Annotated in this window: 12 protein-coding genes; 3 read left to right on the top strand and 9 right to left on the bottom strand. The window is 65.1% G+C overall.

Features of this window, described 5'->3' with window-relative positions; genetic code table 11:
- Positions 1-39 precede the first annotated feature (39 nt).
- Positions 40-1,068, top strand: coding sequence for an anthranilate phosphoribosyltransferase (gene trpD / locus H146_RS0110470; RefSeq protein ID WP_019951827.1), 1,029 nt, complete (start codon positions 40-42; stop codon positions 1,066-1,068).
- Positions 1,069-1,273: 205 nt separating this feature from the next.
- Complete coding sequence (trpC, locus tag H146_RS0110475) at positions 1,274-2,071, top strand: indole-3-glycerol phosphate synthase TrpC (RefSeq protein WP_019951828.1); 798 nt, start codon at positions 1,274-1,276, stop codon at positions 2,069-2,071.
- Positions 2,072-2,078: 7 nt separating this feature from the next.
- Here trpC and H146_RS0110480 read toward each other — a convergent pair whose 3' ends face one another.
- The 5 genes from H146_RS0110480 to ugpB form a co-directional block, all read right to left on the bottom strand.
- The gene (locus H146_RS0110480) at positions 2,079-2,801 is read right to left on the bottom strand and encodes a glycerophosphodiester phosphodiesterase family protein (RefSeq protein WP_019951829.1); all 723 of its coding nucleotides are present in this window, start codon (positions 2,799-2,801) and stop codon (positions 2,079-2,081) included.
- A gap of 39 nt (positions 2,802-2,840) precedes the next feature.
- Positions 2,841-3,875 carry a sn-glycerol-3-phosphate ABC transporter ATP-binding protein UgpC gene (gene ugpC / locus H146_RS0110485; RefSeq protein WP_019951830.1) on the bottom strand — a complete coding sequence of 345 codons (1,035 nt, stop codon included), beginning with the start codon at positions 3,873-3,875 and terminating at the stop codon, positions 2,841-2,843.
- Positions 3,876-3,877: 2 nt separating this feature from the next.
- Complete coding sequence (gene ugpE / locus H146_RS0110490; RefSeq protein WP_019951831.1) at positions 3,878-4,723, bottom strand: sn-glycerol-3-phosphate ABC transporter permease UgpE; 846 nt, start codon at positions 4,721-4,723, stop codon at positions 3,878-3,880.
- A gap of 19 nt (positions 4,724-4,742) precedes the next feature.
- Positions 4,743-5,621, bottom strand: a complete 879-nt coding sequence (ugpA, locus tag H146_RS0110495; protein WP_019951832.1) for a sn-glycerol-3-phosphate ABC transporter permease UgpA — start codon at positions 5,619-5,621, stop codon at positions 4,743-4,745.
- Positions 5,622-5,697: 76 nt separating this feature from the next.
- Positions 5,698-7,029 carry a sn-glycerol-3-phosphate ABC transporter substrate-binding protein UgpB gene (gene ugpB, locus H146_RS0110500; protein WP_019951833.1) on the bottom strand — a complete coding sequence of 444 codons (1,332 nt, stop codon included), beginning with the start codon at positions 7,027-7,029 and terminating at the stop codon, positions 5,698-5,700.
- Between the two features lie 169 nt (positions 7,030-7,198).
- Between ugpB and H146_RS0110505 the strand changes: the two genes are divergently transcribed.
- On the top strand, positions 7,199-7,771 hold the full coding sequence (locus H146_RS0110505; RefSeq protein WP_019951834.1) for a hypothetical protein: 573 nt from the start codon (positions 7,199-7,201) through the stop codon (positions 7,769-7,771).
- Positions 7,772-7,907: 136 nt separating this feature from the next.
- Here H146_RS0110505 and H146_RS0110510 read toward each other — a convergent pair whose 3' ends face one another.
- The 4 genes from H146_RS0110510 to H146_RS19090 form a co-directional block, all read right to left on the bottom strand.
- A complete protein-coding gene (locus H146_RS0110510) occupies positions 7,908-9,212 on the bottom strand; it encodes a porin family protein (protein WP_019951835.1) in 1,305 nt (434 codons plus the stop codon).
- 185 nt (positions 9,213-9,397) lie between these two features.
- A complete protein-coding gene (locus H146_RS0110515; protein WP_019951836.1) occupies positions 9,398-12,481 on the bottom strand; it encodes an efflux RND transporter permease subunit in 3,084 nt (1,027 codons plus the stop codon).
- Positions 12,478-15,579 carry an efflux RND transporter permease subunit gene (locus H146_RS0110520; RefSeq protein WP_019951837.1) on the bottom strand — a complete coding sequence of 1,034 codons (3,102 nt, stop codon included), beginning with the start codon at positions 15,577-15,579 and terminating at the stop codon, positions 12,478-12,480. The genes H146_RS0110515 and H146_RS0110520 overlap by 4 nt, the downstream gene beginning before the upstream one ends.
- Positions 15,576-16,781, bottom strand: coding sequence for an efflux RND transporter periplasmic adaptor subunit (locus H146_RS19090; RefSeq protein ID WP_019951838.1), 1,206 nt, complete (start codon positions 16,779-16,781; stop codon positions 15,576-15,578). The genes H146_RS0110520 and H146_RS19090 overlap by 4 nt, the downstream gene beginning before the upstream one ends.
- Positions 16,782-16,823: the final 42 nt, after the last annotated feature.

Genomic DNA, 16,823 nt, shown 5'->3' on the forward strand with positions numbered 1-16,823 from the left:
GTGGCCGCGCGCACGGGCTGACTGCGTGGAGACCACAATATGGAACTCAAGGAAGCGATCGCCCGCTTCTGTCGGCGTGAGGACCTCAGCCTCGACGAGATGCGCAGTGTGATGCACATCATCATGGGCGGCGAGGCCGATCCCATGCAGATGAGCGGCTTTCTTATCGGCCTGGCGATGAAGGGCGAAGCGCTCGACGAGATTACCGCCGCCGTGATGGTAATGCGCGAGCTGATGCATCCGGTCACCATCGACGCCGATCATGTGGTCGATATTGTCGGCACCGGCGGTGATGGCGCCGGGCTTTTCAATGTCTCCACGGCGGCCAGCTTTGCCGCCGCGGCGTGCGGCGCGCGGGTGGCCAAACACGGCGGGCGCGGCGTGTCGTCTTCGTCGGGCAGTGCCGATCTGCTGGCCCTTGCCGGCGTCTCGCTGGAACTCGACAGTGAGCAGATTGCGCGCTGTATCGAGGAGGTCGGGGTGGGCTTCATGTTCGCTCCCAACCACCATACGGCGATGCGCCACGCGGTGGCGGTGCGCCGCGCGCTGGGCGTGCGCACCATGTTCAATATTCTCGGTCCGCTGACCAATCCTACCGGCGCTACCTGCCAGGTGATCGGCGCCTATAGCCCCGATCTGCTGGTGCCCATGGCGCAGGTGCTGCGTCGGTTGGGCAGCCGCCACGTGCTGGTGGTGCACGCCGACGATGGCCTCGACGAGCTGTCGATCGCCGGCCCCACCCGGGTCGCCGAGCTGCGTGACGGCGATATCAGTGAGTACAGCCTGACGCCGGAAGAGGTGGGGCTCGAGCGCCAGTCGCTGGAGAGTCTGCGCGCCGCCACCAGCCAGGAGAGCCTGGCGCTGGTGCAGTCCGCGCTGCGTGGCGAGGGGACCGCCGCCGATATGGTGGCGCTCAACGCCGGCGCGGCACTCTATGTCGCCGATGTCGCCGGCTCGATCGCCGAGGGAGTCGCCAGCGTGCGCGAGGCGCTGTCGCAGGGCCAGGGGCTGGCCAAAATGGACGCGCTGGCCGAGTTTTCCAGCCGCCTGGGTGGCGAACGAGCATGACGAGCTGCCGGTGCCGGCTTGTCACGTCGATGGCTATTTCAAAACATCAGATGTTACGGAGCCGAGAGCAGACTGAAGCAGGGGGCTCTTTCGCCAGGGGTGGCGAAAGTAGCGCCCATGGACGGGGTCACAGCGCCCTTGCGGAAGCCTGCTCAAGGTGCAACAACGGTTCCGGAACGCTTTCTTATCAGGGAACTACACCGCAATGAGCACTTTGCCCGGCATTCTGTCGCGCATCATCGCGCGTAAACATGAAGAGGTGGCCGAACGCTCCGCCGCGCTGAGCGAGACGACCCTGCGCGCCCGCGCCGAGCAGGCGCCAGCCACGCGCGGTTTCGCGGCGGCACTCAATCAGCGCATGACCGCCGGGGATGCGGCGGTCATCGCCGAGGTCAAGAAGGCCTCGCCGTCGAAGGGCGTGATCCGCGCCGACTTCGACCCAGTGGAGATCGCCCGGCGCTACGAGGCGGGCGGCGCCGCCTGCCTGTCGGTGCTCACCGATGTCGACTACTTCCAGGGCTGCGAGCGCTTTTTGATCGCCGCGCGCGGCGCCTGCCAGCTGCCGGTGCTGCGCAAGGACTTTATCATTGACCCGTGGCAGGTGTATGAGTCGCGCACCATGGGTGCCGATGCCATCCTGCTGATCGTGGCGGCACTGGAAGATCGTCAGATGCGCGAGCTCAACGAGCTGGCCATCAGGCTGGGCATGGATGTGCTGGTCGAGGTACACAGCGCCGAGGAGCTGGAGCGCGCGCTCAGTCTCGATCTGGCGCTGGTCGGCATCAATAACCGTGACCTGCACACCTTCGATACGCGGCTGGAGACCACCTTCGAGCTGCTGGAGAGGGTACCGGAGGGCGTGCGCGTGATAACCGAATCGGGCATCGCCACCCGCGACGACGTGGCGCGCATGCGCAGCGGCGGCGTCAACGCCTTCCTGGTCGGCGAGCGTTTCATGCGTGAGCCCGATCCGGGCGAGGCGCTGCGCCAGCTGTTCTTCTGAGCCTGTGTCAGCTGTCCCTGAATAGCGTCGGGTCGTCGCTGATCACCCCGGTCACGCCGTGCTCCCACCAGGGTTTGAAGGCCTCCGGGTCGTTGACGGTATAGGCGTACACGGCGATATCGGCGCGGCGAATTTCGATCAGGCGCTCCTGATCGAAACGGCGCCAGTCGGCGTGAACACTGAGCGGACGCAGCCGCCGGGCATCCTCCGCCCAGCGGCGCGGTATGCTGGTGTAGAGCAGGCCCAGCGGCAGCTCACTGTCGAGTTCGCGGGCACTCTCCAGTGCCTGGCGGTCGAAGCTCGATACCAGTAGCCCGTGGGGCGCCAGAAAATTCTTCAGCCGTGGCACCACTGCCTGCGCCAGCGCCACCGGATCGCGCCCGCTGCCCACCTTGAGTTCCAGATTGAGCCCCATGCCGCGCTCGGCCAGAAGCGCCAGAGCGTCGTCGAGCAGCGCAATCGGCTCGCCGGCAAAGCGTGCCCCGAACCAGCTGCCGGCATCCAGCATGGCGAGTTCGTCGCGTTCCAGTTCGACCAGTCGCGCGCGGCTGTTGCTGCAGCGCTCGAGGTTGTCGTCGTGCCAGATCACCGGGGTACCGTCGCCGAGCAGCTGCACGTCCAGTTCCACCCAGTCGCAGCCGGCATCGGAGGCGGCGCGAACTGCCGCCAGGGTATTTTCCGGGGCGTGCGCCGACAGGCCGCGGTGAGCGATCAGGCGAGGTAGTGGCATGTCAGTGCTCCCGATTGAAGACTGACTTCAGCCTGGCGTTTATGGCAGCCGCCGTCCATCACTGTCGAAAAGATGCACCGGCCCGTTGATCGCCACCCCGGTCGGCTGTTCGGCTGCGGGCAGCTCATCGCCGCTCAGGCGCACTACCAGCAGGGGATCGTGCTCGCCGAGGCGTACATGCACCAGGCTCTCCGACCCCAGCGGCTCGACCATTTCGATACGCCCCGGCAGATCGCCGCTGCCCGCCGTCACCAGCTGCAGGTGTTCGGGGCGGATGCCTGCCGTCAGGGCACCGCCCGGCGTCGAGGCGGGCAGCCAGGGCGTCTGCTCGGCATGTGCCAGGTCGATGAAGTTCATCGCCGGTGAGCCAATGAAACCGGCCACGAAACGTGTCGCCGGCTGATTGAAGAGCGTCATGGGGGTGCCGATCTGCTCGATCCGGCCGCCGTTCATTACCACCAGTCGGTCGGCCAGCGTCATCGCCTCCACCTGGTCATGGGTGACGTAGACCGAGGTCACCCCGAGGCGCTTTTGCAGCCGGCGGATCTCCTGGCGCATCTGCACCCGCAGGCTGGCATCAAGGTTGGAGAGTGGCTCATCGAATAGAAACACCTTCGGCTGGCGCACCACCGCGCGGCCCATGGCGACGCGCTGACGCTGGCCGCCGGAAAGCTGGCGCGGGCGACGTTCGAGAAGGTCGTCAATGGCCAGCAGGCGCGCGGTCTCCGTCACCCGGCGGCGTATCTCTTCTTTCGGCGTGCGGCGGTTTTTGAGGCTGTAGGCCATGTTGTCGTAAACGCTCATATGCGGATAGAGCGCGTAGTTCTGGAACACCATGGCGATATCGCGGCCGGCCGGTTCGCTATCGTTGACCCGCTGGCCGTCGATGCAAAGCTCACCGTCGCTGATCTCCTCGAGACCGGCAATCAGCCGCAAGAGTGTCGACTTGCCGCAGCCGGAGGGGCCGACCACCACGATCAGTTCGCCATCGGCGATGTCGAGATCAACGCCCCGCACGGCCTGTACATTGCCGCCATAGGTCTTGTTCAGGCGTTCGAGTGTCAGGGTGGACATGCTTATTTCTCCGAATCGACCAGGCCTTTGACGAACCAGCGCTGCATGAGGACGATCACCGCCACCGGTGGCAGCAGTGCCAGCACGGTCATGGTGGTGGCCAACTGCCAGGGGGGAACACCGTCCTGGGCGATAGTCAGTCGCCTGAGGCTCATCACCAGGGTGGCGTAGTCGGCATCGCTGGCGGCCAGCAGTGGCCACAGGTACTGGTTCCAGCCGTAGATGAACATGATCACGAAAAGCGCCGCCATATTGGTCTTCGACAGCGGCAGCAGGATGTCGCGGAAAAAGCGCCAGGGGCCGGCACCATCGAGGCGCGCCGCTTCCAGAAGTTCCGGCGGCAGGGTGAGAAAGAACTGGCGGAACAGAAAGGTGGCGGTGGCACTGGCGATCAGCGGCAGAATCAGCCCGGGGTAGCTGTTGAGCAGGCCCAGATCGGCGACCACCCCGTAGGTGGGCACGATACGCACCTCTACCGGCAGCATCAGGGTGACGAAGATCAGCCAGAAGCAGAGCATGCGAAAGCGAAAGCGGAAAAAGACGATGGCATAGGCGGCGATGATCGAGATCGTCAGTTTGCCCACCGCAATGCCCAGCGCCATGATCAGCGAATTGAGCATCAGTCGCCAGGTGGGCACCGCCACACCGCCGGCGGGCTGCGTCAGTAGCTGGATATAGTGGTCAAGCCCCTCGCTGCCGGGCAGCAGGGCCAGGCCGCCCGATAAAAGCGAGGGCAGCGTGTGGGTGGAGGCCATCAGCGCCAGCAGCACCGGCAGCATGAAGATCAGCGCGCCGATGATCAGTATGACGTGGGTAGCAACGTCCAGCCCGGGACGGCGGTAGCGCATGGTCGTGTTCTCCCGGCTCTCAGTAGTATTGAACGCGCCGCTCGACGTAGCGGAACTGAATCAGGGTGAGTAGTCCCACCAGCACCATCAGAATTACCGACTGCGCCGACGAGCCCCCCAGATCGAGTCCCACGATGCCGTCCTGATAGATCTTGTAAACCAGGGTGGTCGTGGCGTTATTCGGGCCGCCGCCGGTGGTGGTATCGATGGTGCCGAAAGTCTCGAAGAAGGCGTAGATGGTATTCATCACCAGCAGAAAGAAGGTGGTGGGCGACAGCAGCGGAAAGGTGATGGTCCAGAAACGCCGCCAGGGGCCGGCGCCGTCGATCGCCGCCGACTCCAGCAGGCTGGCGGGGATACTCTGCAGACCGGCGAGAAAAAAGATGAAGTTGTAGCTCATCTGTTGCCACACGGAGGCGATGATCACCAACAGCATGGCCTGACCACCGTTGAGCCGCTGGTTCCAGTGGATACCCAGGCTGCCCAGCGCCCTGCTGATGATTCCCAGACTCGGGTCGAACAGAAACAGCCACAGCACCCCGGCGGCGGCCGGTGCCACGGCGTAGGGCCAGATCAGCAGTGTGCGATAGCCTTTCGCGCCGCGCAGCACACGGTCGGCGAGGGTGGCCAGCAGCAGCGCGATCGACATCGCCCCCAGCGCCACGCTGGCGCTGAACAGCAGCGTATTGACGAGTGCCTGCTGCCATAGTGCGGAGGTCAGTACGGCGACGTAGTTGGAAAGCCCCACGAAGCGCTCGCCGAGGCCGAAGGCGTCCTGCACGTAGAAGGAGCGGCGTAGCGCCTGGAAGGCGGGCCAGAAAAAGAAGATCGCCACGATGGCCAGCTGCGGTAGCAGCAACAGCCAGGGAAAAGCGCGGTGACGCTGGAACGTAGCCATTGGAGAGGGTTCCGGTATGACAAAAGCAACCCCCGTGAGGCGGCGTGAGCCGCCTCACGGGGGATCGAGAGCGACGTTAATTGACGCTCTGTTCGAAACGTTCGAGCAGCTGGTTGCCGCGTGCGGCGGCATCCTGCATGGCCTGCTCGGCGCTCTTGTCACCGTTGAGCGCGGCTTCCAGTTCGCCTTCGATCGCCTCGCGGATCTGCGGCATGTTGCCCAACCGGATACCGCGTGAATATTCACCCGTTTGGCCGCCGGTCAACTGCTCGAGAGCCACATCGGTACCCGGGTTGTCGGCGTAGAAGCCCTGTTCGCGGGTCAGCTCATAGGCCGCTTCGGTGATCGGCAGGTAGCCGGTGAACTGGTGCCAGTCGGCCTGCACCTGCGGCGAGGAGAGATAGTGGAAAAAGGCCGCCACGCCGTCGTAGACCGCGTCGGAGTGGCCCTGCATGACCCACAGCGAGGCGCCGCCGATGATCGAGTTGGCGGGGGGATCGATGACCTCCGGGTAGTACGGCAGTGGGGCGACGCCGAAGTCGAAGTTTGCGCTGTTATCCCGCACCGCGGCGTAGCTGGCCGAAGAGGCCATCAGCATGGCGCAGTCCTGGGTGAAAAACTGCGGCGAGGCCTGGTCCATGCGGCCGCCGTAGTTGAAAACGCCGCTCTGCTGCCAGTCGACCAGATTCTGAATGTGCTGGATTACCGCGTCGCTCTGCTGAAACTCCAGCCGTGCCGAGGGGCCGCCAAACCCGTTGGCGTCGCTGGCGAAGGGAATGTTGTGGCGGGCGGTCAGGTTTTCCAGCTGAATCCAGCTCGGCCAGGTGGTGGTAAAGCCGCAGGCGGCGGCGCCGCTGTCGACGATCTGCTGGCCCGCTGCGGCCAGTTCCGGCCAGCTGGTAGGCGGGTTGTCGGGGTCGAGACCGGCTTCCTGAAAGATGTCGCGGTTGTAGTAGACCACCGGCGTTGAGGAGTTGAACGGCATCGACAGCATCTCGCCGTCGGGGGTGCTGTAGTAGCCGGTGACTGCCGCAATGTAGTTATTGGGGTCGAAGGGCTGGTCGCTGTCGGCCATCAGTTGATAGACCGGATAGATAGCGCCTTCGGCGTTCATCATGGTCGCCGTGCCCACCTCGTAGATCTGGCTGATCGCCGGCGGGTTGCCGGCGCGGAAGGCGGAGATGGTGGCGGTCATGTTCTCGATGTAGGTGCCCTGGTAGACCGGTTTGACCACGAAGTCGGACTGCGAGGCGTTGAAGTTGTCGGCAATTTCGTTGACCTTTTCGCCCAGGCTGCCCTCCATGGCGTGCCACCAGACCACTTCGGTGGCGGCCATTGCCGGCATGGTGGAGAGGGCAAGGCCGGAAACCATCGCCGTGGAGGCGAGCACTCTTGTGACGTTATGCATCGATCGCTCCCTGAGGTGTTGTGATCCGCAACGTCATCAACCCTGGTGTGAAAAAGTGTCAGGGATATGACCGCGCCATGCCGATACGACTTCTCGGGCAGCGTCATGGATGGCCGCTCGAGCGGCGCACGTGGCATCATGGCGGCATTCACCAGCTTCGGATGTTGCCTTGAAGATTTCCTACGTTAGCGGCGCCGAGCGCCGCGATGCCTGCCTTGCCATGCTGTGCGCGAGCGTCTTCGGTCGCGAGGCGGGACTTGCACCCCTTGTCGAATTTGCCGGCAGCAGCCGGCTATTGGAGCAGGAGTCGGCACGGGTGGTGTCGCTTTGCGACGACCACGAGCGCATCGCTTCGCTGGCGCTGCTGACCCTCGAGGTGGAGGGGCGCGGCGTCGAGCTGAGGCTTTTGGCCACCCCCGAGGCACGGCGCGGCCGAGGGTACGGGCGGCGGCTGGTCAGTCGGCTGGGGGAGTCCACCGCCATGCGGGTGGCGACCGACGATCCGCGGCTGGAAGCCTTTTTCACCACCTTTGGTTTTACCCACTGGTATCGGCGCAGCCAGGGCGGTGAGCGCCTTGGTTTCAATGCCCTGGCGGATATCGAGACGCTGGCGCAGGCGCCCGAGGTGGTCGATTTCAGCCGCGAGGCGGTGCTGCGCGCCTTCAAACGCGATGGCACGCTGTTCGAGACGTACAAGCGGCGCTTCGCCGAGGGGCTGGAGAACTTCGAAAGTCTGGTGTAGCGCCTGTCTTCATCGCGCGGCGAAAAAAGGGTGGACAGCGATTTTTGCTATCGAAGGCGTGCGTTGAAGGCACGCGCAAAAAAGCCCGACTCATTGAGCCGGGCCCTGTCAGCACTTTATGTGCTGGCCGAGGCGATCAGAAGTTGACGCCGAAGGTAGTGATGAACTGCGTATCCCACTTGTTGGCTTCTCCCGCGCCGAAGTAGCCCAGCGCGTTCTTCTGCGAGGCGAAGTCCATCCACAGGTAGTAGGGGCCGGCGGTGAACTGCACGCCGATGTCGTTGAACATCGGATTGTCGACGTTGCCGAAGCCGCCACCGTAGGGCGAGTAGTCGCCGTTGGGAGCGATATAGCTGAAGTCGTTGTAGAAGTAGACGTTCTCTACCGGGCCCCAGCTGACCGGCATGCTGTAGCCAAGGCTCGCCGAGTACATTTCGCCCTCGGCGGGGATCAGGTAGTCAAAGGCAAAGGCACCGACCTGAATGACGTTGTCGGAGATACCGGTTTGGTCTTCAGGTGCGTTCTCGGCGTCGTACTTATAGGTGGTGGCCTGGGCCATCGCCAGCCAGTTGCCGTAGCTGCCGCTGACGCCTGCCGCCGCCGACCAGTTGCTGCCGCTGTCATTGGTATTGTTGTTATAGAGCTGACCGCCCTTGGCCGAGAAGTTGACCTCGGTGGTGTAGTCGCTGCCCTGACCGAAGGTGTAGGCCACCCGCGCGGCCAGCTGGTTGACCTCTTCGTTGCCCTGAGCACTATCACCGTTGGCATTGGCACCGTAGTGCTCGTTGCCGCCCAGGTTGTCGGCCTTGAAAAAGGCCAGCGAGGTGTCCCAGGCGCCGGTGGTGTTCTCCCACATCAGGCCGGCGTTCTGGTTGTCGTTGAAACCGGCCAGATAGGGCAGGTTGCCGTACCAGCCCAGGTAGCCGTAGGGCAGGTTGCCGAACGGCGTCTGCATCAGACCCGCCTTGACGGTGTTGGCGTCGTCGATGTTATAGCCCAGCCAGCCCTTTTTCAGGAAGTTGTAGCCGTCGTAGAAGCGGTACTGCATGGAGTAGGTGAACTGATCGATGTCGCCATCCACGCCCAGAATCAGCTTGTTGAAGCCGAGATCGCCGCCCTTGTCCTTGCTGGAATCGCTCCAGTCCTGGTAGTTGTAGCCGAACTCGAACAGGCCGCTGAACTGCACCTGCTGCATCTCTTCGATGGCGGCCTGGTTCTGCTGCGCCAGCGTCTGGTCGCTGCTGGACTGCGAAACGGTCTGCTGCTGTTCGCTTTCGAGCCGCTCGAGGCGCTGCTGCATCTGCTGCAGCTCGGCGCGCAGCGCTTCGATGGTCTGCTCGCTGGCCGGATCGGCGTGGGCGGCGGTGGCGCCCATGGCGGCGGAAACGCTCAGGGCAAGCGCCAGCGCCTTCCACTGTCGGGGGGTCTGAAGTTGAGACATGATGAATTTTTTCCTTGCCGGGTTTGGTGTTGTATGCCGGTGCTGTTGTGACATTATTGTCGCGGCTGTCGTATCGACAGGGTTACGTTACCATTTGATGAAGAACGTATAAAAGTGTTTTATTGAACGACGTTTTCATTAAAACGGCAGAACATTGATCACGGGCGCCTGATCGCCTGTTGCGCTCAGACGCCGGCGTTCGGCTGGCGGCGCCTGCGCAGGCGGTCCAGATAGAGATAGACCACCGGGGTGGTATAGAGGGTCAGAAGCTGGCTGACGATCAGACCGCCGATGATGGTGACGCCCAGCGGGGCGCGCAGGGCGGCGTTCTCGTCGCTGCCGAGCACCAGCGGCAGGGCGCCCAGAATGGCCGACAGGGTGGTCATCATGATGGGCCGAAAGCGCACCAGCGCTGCCTCGCGTACCGCCGTCAGGGCGTCCAGATTGCGGCTGCGTTCGGCGTCGAGGGCGAAGTCGACCAGCATGATGGCGTTTTTCTTCACTACCCCGACCAGCATGATGATGCCGATCATGGCGATCAGCGAAAACGGCATGTCCAGCAGCATCAGCGCCAGCAGCGCACCGATACCGGCGGAGGGCAGGGTGGAGAGAATCGTCAGCGGATGAACGGTGCTCTCGTAGAGGATGCCCAGCACCAGATAGACCGTGATCAGCGCCGCCAGCACCAGTAGCGGCATGGTCGTCGCGCTGCTCTGGAAGCTGGCCGCGCTGCCCTCGAAATCCGCCTGCACGTCGACAGGCAGCGACAGTTCATCAAGGCGCTGCTCGATCGCGTCGGTCGCCTCCGAGAGTGCCACGCCGTCCATCAGGTTGAAGGAGAGCGTGGCGGCGGCGAACTGATCCTGGTGATTGACGCTGATCGGGCTGGTGCTGCGCGCGAAGTGGCTGAAGGCGGCAAGCGGTACAGGGGTGCCGTCGTCGTTGACGATATGCAGCATCTCCAGCGACTGCGCCGAGCGCCGCCAGCGCTCGGCCACTTCCATCACCACGAAGTATTGACTGGTGCCCTCGTAGAGACGGCTGACGCGGCTCTGGGCAAAGGCGTTGCCCAGCAACCGGTCGATCTCGCGCATGTCGAGTCCCAGCTGTGCGGCGCGGTCGCGATCCACCACCAGCCGCACCGCCTGGCCGCCGCTCAGGTTGTCACTGTCGACACCGGTAATCTGCGGCATGTCGCGCAGCGCCTCGGCAACCCGCGACGACCACTCATTCAGCAGCGCCAGGTCGTCGCTTTTGAGCGTCAGCTCGTACTGGCTGTTGCTCGACGAGCGCCCGCCGATCTGCACGTCCGACAGACCGCGCATGAACACCTGCGCGCCGGGAATATCGCTCAGCTGCGCAATCAGCCGATTGGCGGTGGCGTTGGTGCTCTGCTGGCGGTCGTCGCTGAGGGTAACGAACAGCGTCGCCGAGCTGATGCCGCCACCGCCCGGACCGTTGCCGCCCAGAAAGCCCAGCACGCTCTCCACGTCGTCGTCGGCCAGCAGACGGTCGCGTACTTCTTCCAGTTTGGCGGCCATGGCGTCGAAGGAGATACTGCGATCGGCCTGTAACGCGCCGATCAGGCGGCCGGTGTCCTGGGAGGGGATGAAGCCCTTGTCGATATGCACATAGAGCCAGCCGTTGAGCATGATGACCGCCAGCAGCGACACCAGCGTCAGGCGCCGGTGGCGCAGGGCGATATCCAGCGTGGTGGCGTAACCGCGCAGCACGACAGCGCCGAAGCGGGTCAGGCTGCGTTCGACGGGCCCCGGCCGGCGTATGCCGTTTTTCCGCCCCAGCCAGCGCGAGCAGAGCATCGGCGTCAGGCTCAGCGACACCAGCAGCGACATCAGTACCGCCGCCGACAGCGTCACGGCAAATTCGCGAAACATGCTGCCGGCGAAACCGCCCAGCAGCAGCATGGGAATGAACACCGCCACCAGCGACAGGCTCATCGACAGCACCGTGAAGCCTACCTCGCGGGCGCCGCTCAGCGCGGCCTCGCGCACGCTCATTCCCGCTTCGATATGGCGCGAGATGTTCTCCACCACCACGATGGCGTCGTCGACCACGAAGCCGATGGCGATGATCAGCGCCATCAGCGACAGAGTGTTAAGGGAAAAGCCCAGCGCGAACATCACCATGAAGGTGCCCAGCAGTGATACCGGGATCACCGCGGCGGGGATCAGGGTGGCACGCGGGCTGCGCAGAAAGGCGAGAATGACGAGGATCACCAGCGCTACCGCCAACAGCAATGTCAGTTGGGTCTCCGCCAGCGAGGCGCGAATGCCCGGTGAGCGGTCGAGCATCACCCGCAGCTCGGCGCTGGCCGGCAGGGCGTCGCGGATCTGCGGCAGGCGCTCGCGGATGCTCGCGATGGTGTCGATCACGTTGGCATCGACGGTGGGGCTGATGACCACCACGACCGCCGGCTGACGATTGTAAAAGCCGATGTTGTGCTGGTCCTCGACGCTTTCGTCGACTTCGGCGACATCGCCTAGATGCACCACGTGCTCGCCGCTGCGGGCGATCACCAGCTGGCGGTAAGCTGCGGCGTCAAAAAGCTGCGAAGCGCTGTCGATGCGCCAGCGGTAGTGCTCGTTTTGGGTAAAGCCGGTGGGGGTGTTGCTGTTGGTCGCGACGATCGCCCGGCGAACCTGATCGAGACCGATGCCGGCGCTCTCAAGCCGGCGCGGGTTGAGCGATACCCGCACCGCCGGCGAGGCGCTGCCGCCCACGCTGACCCGCGATACCCCCTGGGCGCGGGCGATCAGCGGCGCGACCTGCTCGTCGGCAAGGCGATAGAGACTGCCCTTGTCGAGCTCGGCGCTGGTCAGCGTCAATATCATGATCGGCGCCTCGGCAGGGTTGAGCCGGCGCAGCGTGGGCGAGTCGGTCATGGCGCTGGGTAGCAGCGCCTCGGCGCGATTGATCGCCGCCTGTACCTGGCGTGCCGCTTCGTTGATGTCCTTGCCGGGGTCGAACTGAACGGTGATACGGGTCGAGCCCTCGCTGCTGGAGGAGGTGAGCTGGCTGATACCGGCGATCTGCCCCAGTGAGCGCTCCAGCGGCGTGGCGACCGTCGAGGCCATGGTTTCCGGGTTGGCGCCGGGCAGGCTGGCGGTGACCATCAGCGTCGGGAAGGAGACCGCCGGTAGCGGTGCCACCGGCAGCCGCGCCCAGGCCAGCACGCCCCCCAGCAGCACCGCCAGAGTCAGCAGCGAGGTGGCGATCGGTCGATGGATAAAGGGCGCGGCGATATTCATGGCGCGCGCTCGGTGGCCGCGCCGTGCTCACGATGGCTATCCCGGCGGGTGGCCAGCCGTTCGAAGAAGAGATAGATGACCGGCGTGGTGAAAAGCGTCAGCAGCTGGCTGACCAGCAGTCCACCGACCATCACCAGCCCCAGCGGCTGGCGCAGCTCGGCGCCGTAACCGTTGGCGAACATCAGTGGCAGGGCGCCGAAAAGTGCCGCCAGGGTGGTCATCATGATGGGGCGAAAGCGCAACAGCGCCGCGCGGCGAATCGCGTCGAAGGGCGCAAGCCCCTGCTGGCGCTGCCCGGCCAGGGCAAAGTCGATCATCATGATGGCGTTTTTCTTGACGATACCGATCAGCAGAATAATGCCGATCACGGCCACCATGCCCAGGCTCTGGCCGCTCAGCAGTAGTGCCAGCAGTGCGCCGATGGCGGCCGAGGGCAGGGTGGAGAGAATCGTCAGCGGATGAATGACGCTCTCGTAGAGTATGCCCAGTACGATGTACATCACCACCACCGAGGCGAGAATCAGCCACAGGGTGCTGGCGCTCGAAGCGGCGAAGTACTGTGCCGCGCCCTGCCGGTCAAGCTCGGTCGCGGCGTCGAGATTGGTGTCGTGGCGGGCCTGCTCGAGGGCAGCGAAAGCCTGCTCGAGCGAATGGCCGTCGGCCACGGCCAGCGAGATGCCTGCTGCTGGCAGGCGATCGCGGCGTGACAGCGATAGCGCGGCGCGGCGCTCCGCGACGCTGACCAGCGCATCGAGCGGCACCATCTCGCCGCTGTCGCTTTGCAGATAGAGTTGCGACAGCGCCGACGGGCCGCTCTGGTCCGCTGTGGCCAGGTTCATCACCACCCGGTACTGGTTGGACTGGGTGAAAATGGTCGAGATCTGGCGCTGGCCGAAGGCGTTGTAGAGGGCGGTGTCGATGTCGCTGACGCTGATACCCAGCCGTCCGGCACGCTGCCGATCGATGGTCAGCGCCAGTGCCAGGCCGTCGCGGCTCAGGTCGCTGGCGGCGTCGGCGATCGCGGGCGCTTCGCGCAGCCGTGTCAGCAGCGCTTCGACATCGTCGTCAAGCGTCTCGCGGTCGGGGTTGGTGAGCGTCACGAGCCAGGGGTAGCGGCTCACCTCGTCATCCAGCGTCAGCTCCTGTACCGGCTGCAGATAGAGTTTTATGCCCGGCACCTCGGCGGCGCGCGCCTCGAGGCGTTCGATCACGCTGTCGATAGGGCCGCGCTCACTACGGGGCCTGAGCTGGATATCGAAGCGGCCCGTGTTGAGGGTGGGGTTGTCCTCCCCTACGCCGGCGCTGGCGGCGAGACTCTCCACCGCCGGGTCGGCCCGTAGTGCCTCGGCCAGCGCCTGCTGATGGCGCGCCATGGCCTGATACGAAACGGACTGATCGGCCTCGCTGATGCCGCGAATGGCGCCGCTGTCCTGCTGCGGGAATAGCCCCTGCGGCACCAGCAGATAGAGCACCACGGTAATGCCAAAGGTGGCCACCGCCGCCGTCAGCGTCAGCCGTTGATGGCGCAGCACGACGTCGAGAGCGCGCTCATAGCCCCTTGCCAGGTGCGTGAAAAGTCTGCCGCGGTGGCGATCGGTTGCCGCGTCATGCGCTGTGTCGCGATCTTTCAGCATTTTCGCGCACAGCATGGGCGTCAGCGTCAGCGACACGAACGCCGAGATGGCGATGGCGATGGCCAGGGTGATGGCGAATTCGCGAAACAGCCGGCCGATCACATCCTGCATGAACAGCAGCGGAATCAGCACCGCGATCAGCGATACGGTCAGCGACAGGATGGTGAAAAAGATCTCCCGTGCGCCGCTCAGTGCCGCCTGCAAGCGCGATTCGCCGGCCTCCCGATGGCGCATGATGTTCTCCAGCACCACGATGGCATCGTCGATCACGAAGCCGGTGGCGATGGTCAGTGCCATCAGCGTCAGGTTGTTGAGGCTGAAGCCGGCCAGATACATCACGCCGAAGGTGCCTATCAGCGACATGGGGATCGCCAGAGCGGGAATGAGCGTAGCGGGCAGGTTACGCAGGAACAGGAAGGTGACCATCACCACCAGCGCCATCGCCAGTATCAGCTCGAAGCGGGTGTGGTCGAGCGCCGCGCGAATGGTGCGGGTACGATCGCCCAGCACCTCGATGTCGATATTTTCCGGCAGGCTGTCACGCAGCGCCGGTAGCCGTGCGCGGATGGCGTCGACCACCCGGGTGACGTTGGCGCCGGGCTGGCGCTGTACATTGACAATCAGCGCCGGCTCGCCGTTGGCCCAGGCGCCGCGCCAGGCGTTCTCCGCCCCTTCGCTGACGTGCGCCACATCGTCCAGCCGCAGCGGTGTGCCGTTGCTGTAGGCGACGATCAGGTCGCGGTACTGATCCGCCGAGGTGAGCTGGTCGTTGGCGTCGATGGAGAGTGCCCGGTAGGGCCCCGACAGGCTTCCCCTGGGCATATTGACGTTGGCGGCGTCGATGACGCCGCGCAGCGCTTCGAGGTCGAGGCCGTGGGCGGCCAGTCGGCGCGCGTCGGGTTCGATGCGCACCGCCGGCTGGTGGCCGCCGGAGATCGATACCAGGCCCACCCCGCTGACCTGTGAAAGGCTCTGGGCGAGGCGGGTATCGACCAGGTCGTAGACGCGCGTCAGAGGCAGCGAAGCGGAGCGGATGCCCAGCGTCAGCACCGGCGCATCGGCAGGGTTGACGCGATCATAGCGTGGCGGCATGGGGAGTTCGGCGGGCAGCAGGCTGGCCGCCTGGTCAAGCGCCGCCTGCACCTCCTGCTCGGCTACGCCTGCATCGCTGTCGAGACCGAAGCGCAGGGTGATCAGGGAAGCGCCACCGCTGCTGGTCGAGCGCATCTCCTCGAGTCCGGCTATCTCGCCCAACTGCTCCTCCAGCGGCGCGGTGACGTGGGAGAGCATCACCTCCGGGCCGGCGCCGGGATAGAGCGTGGTAACCCGGATGGTGGGGTACTCCACTTCGGGCAGTGAGGCGACCGGCAGCAGTCTCAGCGCCAGCAGGCCGGCCAGCAGGATGGCCAGCATCACCAGCGAGGTGGCGACCGGGCGCAGAATAAAGGGCCGCGAAGGATTCATGATGCGCCGTCGTTGGCGACTCGCTGCTCGGCCTCGCCCGGTAGCGCGCTGCGCACCACCCGCACCTCGGTGCCGTCGCGCAGCCGGTCGACGCCGTCGACTACCACCCGCTCGCCGGACTCCAGCCCGCTGTCGACCACTGCGCGGCGATCATCCCGGGGTCCGAGTTCGACGCTGCGGCGGCTGACGATGCCGTCGTCGTTGACCACATAAACGTGGTTGCCCTCGTCACCGTGGACGATGGCCGGCAGCGGCGCCAGCACCACGTTGTCGAGGGTGCGCAGCACCACCTCGACGTTGACGAAGGTGTTGGGATAGAGCGCGCCCGCGGCGTTGGGCAGCCGGGCACGCATCGAAAGCGTCCCGGTGTCGGTATCCAGGGCGCTGTCGAGTGCCGAAAGGCGGCCGCTGGCGAGCATCTCATCGCCGTCGCCGGAGATCACCCTGACAGTTGGCGGGGAATCCGGCATCAGCCGCCGCAGTTCGCGGATATGGCGCTGGGGCAGGGCGAATACCACCGAGATGGGATCGAGCGCGTCAAGAGTGGTGATGGGCGCGTCGTCGCCGCTGGAGACGATATTGCCGGGGTCGACGTTGCGCAGACCGATGATGCCGTCGGTGGGCGCGCGCAGCACGGTATAGGCAAGTCGCGCGCGAGCCTCTTCGACGCCGGCGCGAGCGGCTTCCACCGCACCCTGGTACTGACTCACCAGCTGACGCTGATTCTCCAGCTGCTGGCGCGAGATGTTGCTGGCCCGCACAAGATCTTCATAACGCTGCAGGTCCGAGCGGGCGTTGGTCAGCTGTGCCTGGCTCTGGGTCAGCTGGGCATTGGCCTGAGCCAGCTGCGCCTGTTGCGTATTGTCATCGAGGCGGGCCAGCACGTCACCGGCGCTGACGCGCTGGCCCTCCTCGAAGTTGATGGCGGTCAGGCGTCCCTGAATCTGTGGGCGAATCTCGACGCTGCCCAGTGAGCGCAGGGTGCCCAGCGCCGTGACCGTAACCGGGAAACTGCCGCGCTCGACCGTGATGGCCGATACTGCCCGGGCACTGCTGCCGGGTGGCGCTGCGGGCCCGGCGGGCGCAGCCGGGCTGTCGCGCAGTACAAACCACCACACGGCAGCGCCGGCGGTCAGCAGCAGAGCAAGCGCCAGCAGTACGCGGCCGGCGCTCGAGCGCCGGCCGGATTGCGAGTCGGGCATGGTTCCATCCGTCGTCAGGTCATGGATTGCGTCGCGCGGCTG

It is taken from the genome of Kushneria aurantia DSM 21353, assembly GCF_000382245.1.
In the GTDB taxonomy this organism is placed as follows: domain Bacteria; phylum Pseudomonadota; class Gammaproteobacteria; order Pseudomonadales; family Halomonadaceae; genus Kushneria; species Kushneria aurantia.